This is a genomic window from Collinsella aerofaciens (assembly GCF_039752985.1).
Taxonomy (GTDB): domain Bacteria; phylum Actinomycetota; class Coriobacteriia; order Coriobacteriales; family Coriobacteriaceae; genus Collinsella; species Collinsella aerofaciens_BT.
In genome coordinates this window covers 15,244-27,226 of record NZ_JBDMHA010000032.1, presented here as the reverse complement: position 1 = coordinate 27,226, position 11,983 = coordinate 15,244, and the positions used below count along the sequence as shown (strand labels likewise).

Annotated in this window: 9 protein-coding genes; 1 reads left to right on the top strand and 8 read right to left on the bottom strand. The window is 59.6% G+C overall.

What is annotated here, in order from left to right:
* Positions 1-756: beta-ketoacyl-ACP synthase 3 (locus ABHR76_RS05745; RefSeq protein WP_346977035.1), on the bottom strand; the 756-nt coding region annotated here is incomplete at its 3' end.
* 176 nt (positions 757-932) lie between these two features.
* Here ABHR76_RS05745 and ABHR76_RS05740 point away from each other — a divergent pair.
* Positions 933-1,709, top strand: a complete 777-nt coding sequence (locus ABHR76_RS05740) for a biotin--[acetyl-CoA-carboxylase] ligase (protein ID WP_346977034.1) — start codon at positions 933-935, stop codon at positions 1,707-1,709.
* A gap of 116 nt (positions 1,710-1,825) precedes the next feature.
* On the opposite strand, the gene rpsJ is transcribed toward ABHR76_RS05740, so the two are convergent.
* The 7 genes from rpsJ to ABHR76_RS05705 form a co-directional block, all read right to left on the bottom strand.
* On the bottom strand, positions 1,826-2,134 hold the full coding sequence (rpsJ, locus tag ABHR76_RS05735; RefSeq protein ID WP_022094184.1) for a 30S ribosomal protein S10: 309 nt from the start codon (positions 2,132-2,134) through the stop codon (positions 1,826-1,828).
* A 60-nt stretch (positions 2,135-2,194) separates the two neighbouring features.
* Positions 2,195-4,294 carry an elongation factor G gene (gene fusA, locus ABHR76_RS05730; protein ID WP_117790123.1) on the bottom strand — a complete coding sequence of 700 codons (2,100 nt, stop codon included), beginning with the start codon at positions 4,292-4,294 and terminating at the stop codon, positions 2,195-2,197.
* A 19-nt stretch (positions 4,295-4,313) separates the two neighbouring features.
* On the bottom strand, positions 4,314-4,787 hold the full coding sequence (gene rpsG / locus ABHR76_RS05725; RefSeq protein ID WP_346977033.1) for a 30S ribosomal protein S7: 474 nt from the start codon (positions 4,785-4,787) through the stop codon (positions 4,314-4,316).
* A 73-nt stretch (positions 4,788-4,860) separates the two neighbouring features.
* The gene (gene rpsL / locus ABHR76_RS05720; RefSeq protein WP_006235012.1) at positions 4,861-5,238 is read right to left on the bottom strand and encodes a 30S ribosomal protein S12; all 378 of its coding nucleotides are present in this window, start codon (positions 5,236-5,238) and stop codon (positions 4,861-4,863) included.
* A gap of 524 nt (positions 5,239-5,762) precedes the next feature.
* Complete coding sequence (locus ABHR76_RS05715; protein WP_346977032.1) at positions 5,763-6,839, bottom strand: DUF4179 domain-containing protein; 1,077 nt, start codon at positions 6,837-6,839, stop codon at positions 5,763-5,765.
* Entirely contained in the window at positions 6,790-7,308 is a 519-nt protein-coding gene (locus tag ABHR76_RS05710) for an RNA polymerase sigma factor (RefSeq protein ID WP_346977031.1), read from the bottom strand. Before ABHR76_RS05710 ends, ABHR76_RS05715 begins: the two co-directional genes overlap by 50 nt.
* Before the next feature lie 198 nt (positions 7,309-7,506).
* Complete coding sequence (locus ABHR76_RS05705; RefSeq protein WP_346977030.1) at positions 7,507-11,982, bottom strand: DNA-directed RNA polymerase subunit beta'; 4,476 nt, start codon at positions 11,980-11,982, stop codon at positions 7,507-7,509.
* Position 11,983 lies beyond the last annotated feature (1 nt).

Genomic DNA, 11,983 nt, shown 5'->3' with positions numbered 1-11,983 from the left:
CAAGATTCGTTCGTTAGCCTGATGGAATACAAAGTGGTCGATGTCCTCGACCGCGATGCCCGCGTCGCAGGCGAGCTTGTTGACCGTGTCGCAGATGGCATTGACGCCAAACTTGAAGACGCGACGACCGTTCATGGAAAGCACGCTTTCGCGGTCCTGCGCCGTCTTATACGGCGAGGAGCCCGCCAATCCGGGGACACGCAATGTTTCGACGTCAGGCGACGTCGAGAGCTCAACAGCGAGGGGATTCTCTCCCTCAGCCCCTATGACCGCAGCACCCGCACCATCGCCAAAGAGCACGCACGTGGCACGGTCGGTCCAGTCGAGCGCGCGCGTCATCTGCTCGGCGGCAACGACCAGCACGTGCTTGGCGCGACCGCGGGCGATATAACCCTCGGCGACATCGAGCGCAAATACGAAGCCGGCACAAGCCGCCGAAACGTCGAAGGCAGGACATGTGGCACCCAGGCGCTCAGCAACGGCGCACGCTTCGGCAGGAACGAGGTGATCGCCCGTCGTCGTCGAACAGACGATAAGATCCAGCTGGCTCGCGTCGATTCCGGATACCTGAAGCGCCCGCTCGCTCGCCGCTACGGCAAGGTCGTCGAGTGACTCAGTGGTGCAGACGTGGCGGCTCTTGATACCGGTGCGGGTAAAAATCCACTCATCCGAGGTATCGAGGAACTCGGACAGCTCGTCATTGGAAACACTGCGCGTAGGAAGCGCCGAGCCTGTTCCAAGAATCGTGAAACCCATCACTAACCTCCTTTGAGTTGTTGACGTGTTTACATCGACCAAGAGAGGATAGCGCATTTCAGTCATTGTTAACGTGTTAACATTAAATTGTCCAAATGCGACAAAGGCTTCACATTGTGTCTGTCTCTCGACACCATTGCGTTATTCACTTATTCATTAAGGAGGTAGCAGCCGCTATGGATGCCCAATTAACGATAGTCGACGTAACCGGATCGACCAACGATGACCTGCTCGAAGCAGGAAAACAAGGAGCGCCGCACGGCACAGGACTTGCCGCCCGGGCTCAGACAGCAGGACGCGGCCGGCGCGGCCACAAGTGGGATTCAACCGCCGGCAACCTATTGCTTTCGATTGTCCTGCGTCCATGCGTTAATCCTGCAAAGTACTCTGGTCTTGCCGCCGTCAGCGGCCTAGCGGTGCTCGAGGCGCTCGAAAAGCAGGGTCTTGCAAACGAGATTGGCCTCAAATGGCCCAACGACCTGATCGCGCGAGGACGCAAGCTCGGCGGCATTCTGGTCGAGGCGGCACGCGACAACAAAGGCAAGCCCTTCGCCGTCTGCGGCATTGGCGTCAATGTGAACTACACGCCCCAAGAGGTGCCCGATGGCGGCCTGGCGGCAATTGGCCTCTCGGACCTCAACGAGAATGTTCCCGCCGTCGATGTGTTACTCAAGGAGGTCTATCACACCGTCGTAAACGCTGTGGACGCGTGGGCAGAGCGCCTCAACGCCATGGAAGAAGACGCCGGACCGCTCGCGCCCGTCCACGGCGAATATATCGGTCATCTCAATTGGATTGGGGAGCACGTTATCGCCCGCTCCCCTGCCGGTGACGAGCTGGCGCGTGGCATCTTTCAAACGGTCGATGACTTTGGTCGCGCGTGCATCGAGACAGAAGACGACTTGCGATCCTTCCATTTTGAGGAGGCATCGCTGCGCCCCATGGGTAAATAAGACGCCATAGCCACCCATTCGGCCGCATTATCCGGACCCCCAAGGTCACCATTCAAAACAAAAGAGCCCCGCTACCGTAATGGCAGCGGGGCTCTTTAAGCTAAGAGCGATATCGCTTAGAGCTTGATGTCGATGTCGACGCCAGCGGGAAGGTCGAGACGCATGAGCGAATCAACGGTGCCCGAGGTGGGGTCGAGGATGTCGATGAGGCGCTTGTGGGTGCGCATCTCGAACTGCTCACGGGAGTCCTTGTTCACGTGCGGCGAGCGGATAACCGTGTACAGGTTGCGCTCGGTGGGCAGGGGGACAGGACCGGAAACGCGAGCGCCGGTCTTCTGAGCGGTCTCGACGATGAGCTTCGCGGACTGATCAACGACCTCGTGATCATAGCCCTTGAGGCGAATGCGGATCTTCTGGGTAGCCAACTTAAACCTCCAAAGAGTGCGAGAGATGCTCTCGCGGATTACGTAACAGGGAGCTCGAACTTAAGCGTTCTTGCTCATGACCTCGTCCACGATGGACTTGGGCGCGGGCTCATAAGAGTCGAACTGCATCGTGTAGGATGCACGGCCCTGGGTCTGGGAGCGAAGGTCGGTAGCGTAACCGAACATCTCGCCCAGCGGCACCTTGGCACGGATGAGCTTGCTGTTCTTGCGATCCTCCATGCCCTCGATCTTGCCGCGACGACCGGAGAGGTTGCCCATAACGTCGCCCATGTACTGCTCGGGGGTCTCGACCTCGACAGCCATGATCGGCTCGAGCAGCTGCGGGTCGGACTTCTTGAGGGCGTCCTTGATAGCCATGGAACCGGCGATCTTGAAGGCGGCCTCGGAGGAGTCGACCTCGTGGTAAGAACCGTCGAACAGAGTGACCTTAACGTCGAGGACCGGGAAGCCGGCGATAACACCGGTGTTCAGGGCCTCCTGGATGCCCTTGTCGATGGACGGGATGTACTCCTTGGGCACGACGCCGCCGACGATAGCGTTGACGAACTCGTAGCCGAAGCCCTCCTCCATCTTCTCGAGCTTGATGACGGCGTGGCCGTACTGACCGCGACCGCCGGACTGACGGACGAACTTGCCCTCAGCCTTCTCGACGTCGTGACCAGCGGTCTCGCGGTAGGCAACCTGGGGCTTACCAACGTTAGCGTCAACCTTGAACTCGCGGAGCAGACGGTCGACGATGATCTCGAGGTGCAGCTCGCCCATGCCGGCGATGATGGTCTGGCCGGTCTCGTGGTTGGTGGACACCTGGAAGGTCGGGTCCTCCTCGGCGAGCTTGGTCAGAGCCAGGGACATCTTGTCCTGCTCGGCCTTAGTCTTGGGCTCGATGGCAACGTCGATAACGGGCTTAGCGAACTCGATCTTCTCGAGGACGATCTCCTTGCCCTCGGCGCACAGGGTGTCACCGGTGGTGGAGTTCTTGAAACCGACGCAAGCGACGATGTCGCCGGCGGCAGCGTCGTCACGGTCGATACGCTCGGCGGCGTTCATCTCGAGGATGCGGCCGAGGCGCTCGCGCTGACCGTTGGAAGCGTTGACAACGTAGGAGCCGGACTCGGCGCGGCCGGAGTAAACGCGGACGTAGGTGAGCTTACCGACGAACGGGTCGGTCATGATCTTGAAGACCAGGCCGGAGAAGGGCTCGTCGAAGGAAGGATGACGCTGGATCTCCTCGCCGGTGTCCGGATCGGTACCGGTGACGGCCTCAACGTCAAGCGGGCTGGGCAGGTAGTCGACGACAGCGTCGAGCAGCTCCTGGACGCCCTTGTTCTTGTAGGCGGAGCCCACGAAGACGAGGTTGAGCTCGTTGGCCAGAACGCCCTTGCGCAGAGCAGCCTTGAGCTCCTCGACGGTGAAGTCCTCCTCCATGAGGATCTTCTCCATGAGCTCGTCGTCAAAGCTGGCAGCAGCGTCGAGGAGCTCCTCGCGCTTGGTGGCAGCGATGTCGGCGAACTCAGCCGGGATCTCGTCCATCGGCTCGGGGTAGGTCATGCCCTTGTCGTCGGCCTTGAAGTCCCATGCGGTCATGGTGACCAGGTCGATGACGCCCCAGAAGTTGTCCTCGGCGCCCATCGGGACCTGAGCGGCCACAGCGTTGGCGTCGAGACGATCCTTCATGGTCTCGATAGCGTTGAAGAAGTCAGCGCCCACGCGGTCATACTTGTTGATGAAGGCGATGCGGGGGACGTTGAAGGTAGAAGCCTGACGCCAAACGGTCTCAGACTGGGGCTGAACGCCGGCAACGGCGTCGAAGACGGCGACAGCACCATCGAGGACGCGCAGGCAGCGCTCGACCTCGGCGGTGAAGTCAACGTGGCCCGGGGTATCGATGATCTGGATGCGGTAGTCCTTACCGTCCTTATTCCAGAAGCACGTGGTAGCAGCGGAGGTAATGGTTACGCCGCGCTCCTGCTCCTGAACCATCCAGTCCATGGTGGCAGCGCCCTCATGGACCTCACCGATCTTGTGGGTCTTACCGGTGTAGTAAAGAATACGCTCGGTCGTGGTGGTCTTACCGGCATCGATGTGAGCCATGATGCCGATGTTACGGGTATCGGAAAGCTTGTACTTAGGCTTAGCCATGTTAGTTCCTTACCTTAACTTACCAACGATAGTGAGAGAACGCGCGGTTGGCCTCGGCCATCTTGAAGACGTCCTCACGCTTCTTGACGGAAGCGCCCAGGCCGTTGGAAGCGTCGAGGATCTCGTTGGCGAGACGCTCGGCCATGGTCTTCTCCTTGCGAGCGCGGGAGAAGTTGACGATCCAGCGGATACCCAGAGCGGTGGAACGACGGGAGTTGACCTCCATCGGGACCTGATAGGTAGCGCCACCGACACGCTTGGGCTTAACCTCGAGCGTGGGCTTGACGTTGTCCATAGCCTTCTTGAAGGTAGCGAGAGCGTCGCCATCCTCGGACTTCTCGGCAACGATCTCGAAAGCGGTGTAAACGATGCGCTCAGCGGTGGCCTTCTTGCCGTCAAGAAGGACCTTGTTGATGAGCTGAGTCACCAGGCGGTTGTTGTAAACGGCGTCAGGCTGAACCTCACGACGATTAGCTGCTGCACGACGCGGCATGTGAAATCTCCTTAAGTGTCTACCGTGCGGCGCTTAGGCGGCACACGGCGAAAGTATCAAAACGTTATCTGGCTTATTTAGCCTTGGGGCGCTTAGCACCGTACTTGGAACGGGCCTGCATACGGTTCTGGACCGGAGCAGCGTCGTAGGCGCCACGGATGACGTGATAACGGACACCAGGGAGGTCACGGACACGACCGCCGCGGACGAGCACGATGGAGTGCTCCTGCAGGTTGTGGCCCTCACCCGGGATGTAAGCAGTAACTTCGATGCCGTTGACGAGGCGAACACGGGCAACCTTACGAAGAGCCGAGTTCGGCTTCTTGGGGCTCGTGGTGAAGACGCGGGTGCACACGCCGCGCTTCTGGGAGTTGTGCTGCAGAGCAGCGTTCTTGGACTTCTTGGGCACGGAACGACGGCCCTGGCGAACCAGCTGGTTAATAGTAGGCAAAGCGTACTCCTTCTCGAATGATTCCAGCTTTCTGTAAAGTGCAACGGCTTGAATCGAGGGGTCAGCATCCCCCTACGAAACACGCAGTTCGATAGGATACGTGGCGTTAGCTGTGCCGTCAACAGACCACGCCACCGGGCGTATCCTAAAATGAGCATATTTCCGCAAAGCCTACACAAAAGGAATCCCCTCCTGTGCGCAGGGGCGGATTCCCGGGCCGGGCGGCCTGCGGTTTAAGTTTGCTGCTCTACAGTCCTGGCTCGCACGGAGGCCACATTAAGTGGCCTCCGGCTCGTGCGGAACTCGCGACAAACTTAAACCGCAGGCCGCCCGGCCCGGGAATCCGATGTGCTCGTCGGGGCAACGTTACCTGCCAAAAAGGGACAGGTTTATTTTGATCGGTTTTATCTGGGGAAACGTCGCGCTCCAGCGGTAATCTGCTCTCATCTGTCGCATGGAAATCGGCGGCGTTTCCATTTAACGCAAAAGAGGCCGCTTCCCCTAGTAGAAAGCGGGCTCAGACCTTACGAATAGACGATAGTAAAGGACTCTTCCGTTTCGGTCTCTCCTGTTGACGTGCACCTCGTGCCCTCAAGCGTTACTGAGACCACTTGGTCGACATCAATCAACTTCGTTGGCACCCAGATGTTCTCTCCGCTATTGCGCGTATAAGAAAAATATAAGTTGAACGCCCCTGCGTCGTCATCTTCGATAATCTGCTCCGATCCATCCTTGTAGGTAACCGTTAACTTCTTCGTGACTGCGTCAATGCCCAAATCATCGATGTGTGTCTGGATAGAAAACGGGCTGATCTCGAGAGGCGAGTCATCGGAGCGGAGTTCCTTTGTATCGACGTACGCTCCAACGCTAAACTCGGGCGTCGATGCCTCGAACGGCTTCGCATCCTCGCCTTCGCCCTCGGTCCACGAGATATTCCAGGTGACCGCATGTTGAAAACCTCGCTCGCGATCCATAGAAGCAAAGTACATCGTGCCATTAATGACAGTATCGCTTGATGTGTCCTTATCAATGGTGCAGCGTGTGTCAGCCCATTCCTCGCCGAACTTCATATCGGGCGTGCCGATGCCCTGCTCTTCTTCACCATAAAGAACAAGTTCGCCGATCTCTGCTGCCGGCTTGTAGCAGTTAACTCCATTTGGATTGGATAGCGTAAACGTCACAGCACCGCAACCGTTTTTATCGATAGCCATATCATGAATGTCGAGTGTATAGCCGTTGCCCTCGACGGACAGATTGACCTTCTGTACTGAACTCTCCAAGCTTTGGGGCGCGATACCATCACCAAACTCTCTGGTGTAGGTGTATTTAGTCCCCAATGAGCCACCGTTGGTCCAGGTAATGGAATCCCCATTGCCGTGGTTTCCCCAGGCTGAGGCAAAATAGCCGAAATTGACAACGGCGTAGGCGACCCCTCCGGTCGCCAGCACTCCGGCAAGACATCCGATCACGGCAACATACAGAGGTTTCGCGTGACCCTTTCGGCGAAGCGGCTCACCCGCAGAGGTATTAAGGACGCGATCTGCAAGATCGCTATCGGCTTGAATGGACTCGAAGGCCTGCTTGATTTGATTGGATTTCACGGTCGCCCTCCTCTAGGATGAATTTGAGCTTAGATCGACCGCGAGCTAAACGCGTTCGAACGGTCGCGGCTGGTACATGCAACAACTCGGCAATCTCTGAGGTCGAAAAGCCCAGATAGTAATAGAGCACGATGGGGACACGGAATCGCTCCGGAAGTCGCATAACGTCTGACAGGACCGCCTTGGTCTCATCCTGCGCCGCCGAAAGCGAATCGGCCAGGTTCTCAATATCCTCTACACGCCTCCATGGCTTTCGAAAGAGCGATTTACATTCATTGATCGTGACCCGGATAAGCCAACGGCGAAGATGTTCCCAACTTTCAAATTGCGCATCGCTTTTGAGTAACTTCAGAAAGACGTTTTGAGCGACATCGTCGGCGTCGGCGCGATCACGCAGGTACGTCAACGCGATCCGAAACACGACATCCCGGTGGTCTTCGACCGCCTGTCTAAATGCTTGTTCTTCCATAATCACCTCCCGGTGACGGTAATGATTCTTGATGAGGCCTCACCATTGATACGCTCTGGCCGAACGAAATGTTTCAAATTAAAGCAGGAAAAACCTACCAAAATAAACCTGTCCCTTTTTGGCAGGTTCTCTTCAAAAAAAGACCCGTTTCCCTGTTGGGAAACGGGTCTTTGGAAGGGCGGTTAACGTACTAGGAAATTACTCCTCGTCGTTGTCCTTGGCCTCTTCGGCGTCATCGGTGTCCACGAGCTGGTTGAGCAGCTCGTCGAGGGACGCCATGTCCTCGTTGATCGCGCCGTTGGCGGGAGCCTTCTTGTCGTCGATCGGGGCGCCCAGGAGCTCCTCGTCGGCGTCGGCGTGATGCGTCGGAGCGGAGGTACCCAGCAGGATATCGTCCGGACCATCGGGGCTAAAGACCATCTGCAGCAGCTGCGAGAGGTCTTCCTCGTCGGCAACGTCGTCGTTGTTCTCGAGGATGTAGAGCAGGTCGTGGGCCTCCAGGCCGTCACGGAGCTCCTCGATCGCCTTGGCACCGATACCATCGATGCGCAGCAGATCCTCCTCGGACTTGCCGACCAGGTCGCCGACCGTCTCGATGCCGACCTCGCTGAACTTGTTGGTCCAGCGCTGCGACACGCCCAGGTCGTCGAACAGGTACAGGCGAGCCTTCTCGGCGGAGATGGTATGGCCGTTGCGGGTGAACGAACCGTCAGCACCACCGAACTCGTCGTAGCCGGCCCAGTCGAGCTGCTGCGGGAGCTGCTCGTCCAGGTCCTTGAGCTCAACCGGAGCCCACTCGGGCAGCGACTTGGCGTTGGGCGAAGCCGGACCGTCGATGTCAACATAGCCGTCGGCCGTGCGATACGTCAGCTTGGCGTTGGCGTACGGCTTGAGGCCGGTACCAGCCGGGATCTTCTTACCGACGATGACGTTGGACTTAAGGTCGAGCAGGTGGTCGACCTTGCCCTCGATGGCAGCCTCGGTAAGGACGCCGGCGGTACGGATGAACGAAGCGCTCGACAGCCAGGAGTCGATGTTGGACGCGACCTTGAGCGTACCCAGGATGACGGGCTCGGCCACGGGAGCCTGACCGCCCAGACGGGCAACGCGCTCGACCTCGTCAGCAAACTCGTAGCGGTCGACGTACTGACCAAGCAGGTACTTGGAGTCACCGGGGTTGGTGATCTGAACGCGACGCAGCATCTGACGTGCGAGCACCTCGATGTGCTTGTCGTTCAGGTCGACGCCCTGGCTGGTGTAGACATCCTTGACGCTCTCGACGAAGGTGTGCATCGTCGACTCGATGTCGGTCAGCTTGCGCAGGTTGCGGAAGTTGACGAAGCCCTTGGTGATCTGGTCGCCGGCGCGAACCTCGCAGCCGTCCTCGATCTCGGGCATAAAGCGCACCGAAGCGGGGACGCGGCGCTCGTCGAGGACACGGGTGTGATCCTCGGAGTCGGTGAGCGTCAGCACGTACTCGGACTTCTCGGGCTTAATCGAGAGGTGACCGGAGTACGGAGCCAGCTCGGCCTCGCGACCCAGGATCTTCTCGTTGACGTTGCCGACGATATCGAACATACGGCTGACCGTAGGCAGGCCCTGCGTAATATCGTCGACGCCAGCGACGCCGCCGGAGTGAATGGTACGCATCGTAAGCTGCGTACCGGGCTCACCGATGGACTGGGCGGCAATAATGCCGACCGCGGTACCGATGGCGACCGGACGACGGGTGGAAAGATCCCAGCCGTAGCACTTCTGGCACACGCCGTACTTGGAGCGGCAGGTGAGCAGCGCGCGAAGCTTGACCTTCTTGAGGCCCGCATCGACCATCTTCTGGATGTCGGCGACCTTCTCGATGTAGCCGTCCTGCTCAAAGAGCACGGTGCCATCGGGAGCCACGACGTCCTCAATGAAGCAACGGCCGACGAGGTCGGTGTTGAGGTCGGTGGTGCCGGGGATGATGAGGTTGTAGGTGACGCCCTCGTGCGTACCGCAGTCCTCCTCGCGGACGATGACGTCCTGGGCCACGTCGACCAGACGACGGGTCAGGTAACCAGAGTCCGAGGTGTGGGATGCGGTATCGACCAGGCCCTTACGGGCGCCGTAGGTCGAAATGAAGTACTCGAGCGGCAGCAGGCCCTCGCGGAAGTTCGCCTTAATGGGAAGGTCGATCGTCTCGCCGGACATGTCTGCCATCAGGCCACGCATGCCGCCGAGCTGACGCAGCTGGGTCTTAGAACCACGGGCGCCGGAGTCGGCCATCATGTACAGCGGGTTCTCCTCGTCGAACAAGTCGAGCATGAGCGCTGCGACCTTGTCGGTACAAGCGGTCCACTCGTTAACGACTTCGATGTGGCGCTCCGTCTCGTTGATGAAGCCCTCCTCGAAGTACTCGTTGATCTGGTCGACGTTGGCCTGGGCGCGATCGAGCAGCTCCTGCTTCTCGGCAGGGATGAGAGCGTCCCACACCGAGATGGTGAGGCCGGCGCGGGTAGCGTAGTGGAAGCCGGAGTACTTGATGGCGTCGAGGATCGGGCCGACCTTGGCCTCGGGGTAACGATCGCAGCAGTCGGCAACCAGCTTGGCCACGTCGCCCTTGACCATCTTGTAGTTCATGAACTCGTAGTCTTCGGGCAGGCACTGGCGGTTGAAGATGATGCGGCCGATGGAGGTCTCGAAGCGCGCGGTCTTGTTGCCGGTGACGTCGTAGTCGACAAACTCGTTCTTGCCGTTCTTGACGCGGAAGATACGGGTGCCGTCCTCGTTGATGACGTTGGCGTTCTCGGCGGACACGCGGACCTGAATCTTGGCCTGCATGTCGACCTCGGAGCGGCAGTCATAGGCGTGCAGCGCGTCGTCGAAGCTGGCGAACACGTGGTTCTCGCCGGGCAGGCCGTCGCGGACCTGGGTGAGGTAGTACACACCGATGATCATGTCCTGCGAGGGGATGTTGACCGGCTTGCCGGATGCCGGCGAGCGCAGGTTGTTCGCAGAGAGCATGAGCACACGGGCCTCGGCCTGAGCCTGGCTGGACAGCGGCACGTGGACAGACATCTGGTCGCCGTCGAAGTCGGCGTTGAAGGGCGAGCAGACCAGCGGGTGCAGGTGGATAGCCTTGCCCTCGACCAGCACCGGCTCAAAGGCCTGGATGGACAGACGGTGCAGGGTCGGTGCACGGTTGAGCAGCACGACGCGGCCGTCGATGACCTCTTCGAGGATATCCCACACAAAGGTGGCACCGCGGTCGATAGCGCGCTTGGCGCCCTTGATGTTCTCGACCTTGCCAAGCTCGACCAGACGCTTCATGACGAAGGGCTTGAAGAGCTCCAGCGCCATGGTCTTGGGCAGACCGCACTGGTGCAGCAGCAGCTTGGGGTCGGTAACGATAACCGAACGGCCGGAGTAGTCGACACGCTTGCCCAGCAGGTTCTGACGGAAACGACCCTGCTTGCCCTTGAGGGCCTCGGCGAGCGACTTGAGCGGGCGACCGCCACGGCCAGAGACCGGGCGACCACGACGGCCGTTGTCGAACAGGGCGTCCACGGACTCCTGGAGCATGCGCTTCTCGTTGTTCACGATGATCGCAGGGGCGTCCAGGTCGAGCAGGCGCTTGAGTCGGTTGTTACGGTTGATCACGCGACGATACAGGTCGTTGAGGTCGGACGCGGCGAAGCGGCCGCCGTCGAGCTGGACCATCGGGCGCAGATCGGGCGGAATGACCGGGACGACATCCAGGATCATGTTCGCGGGGCTGTTGCCGCCCTTCAGGAAGGCGTCAACGACCTCGAGGCGCTTAACGGCCTTCTCGCGCTTCTGCTTCTGGGAATCCTCGTCGGCGATGATGGCCTTGAGCTTCTCGGCCTCGGAGGGGAGGTCGATGGCAGCGAGCAGGTCGCGGACGGCCTCGGCACCCATACCACCCTTGAAGTACATGGAGTAGTAACGGGTCATCTCGCGGAACAGCGGCTCATCGGAGATGAGGTCGCGCTCGGTGAGCTTCATGAAGGCGTTGAAGGCGTCCGTGCGGAGCTGTTTCTCGTCCTTGCACTCTTCCTCGATGTCGACGATGCCAGAGGCGATCTCCTCGGGGGTCAGCGGCTCCTCGTCGGAGAACTCGTCAAAGTTCTCGGGGTTGCCCTGCTCCTTGAGGGACTCGATCTGGCGGGCGCACTCGGCATCGATCTCTTCCAGATCGGCGGCGAGCTCCTCGCGCAGGTCGTCAGCGTCGGCCTCGCGAGCCTCGTAGTCGACCTCGGTGATGATGTAGCTGGCAAAGTACAGAACCTTCTCGAGGTCCTTGGACTTGATGTCGAGCATACGGCTCATCGGGAAGCTCGTGGGGCTCTTGAAGTACCAGATGTGGGACACGGGAGCGGCGAGCTCGATGTGACCCATGCGCTCGCGACGAACCTTGGCCGAGGTGACCTCGACGCCGCAGCGCTCGCAGACGATGCCCTTAAAGCGGATGCCCTTGTACTTGCCGCAGGAGCACTCCCAGTCCTTGGCGGGACCGAAGATCTTCTCGCAGAACAGGCCGTCCTTCTCGGGCTTGAGGGTACGGTAATTAATGGTCTCCGGCTTCTTGACCTCACCGTGCGACCAGGAACGGATCTGGTCGGCGGAGGCAAGGGAGATCTTTACCGAGTCAAAATCAGTAGTTTCGAAATCTGCCACA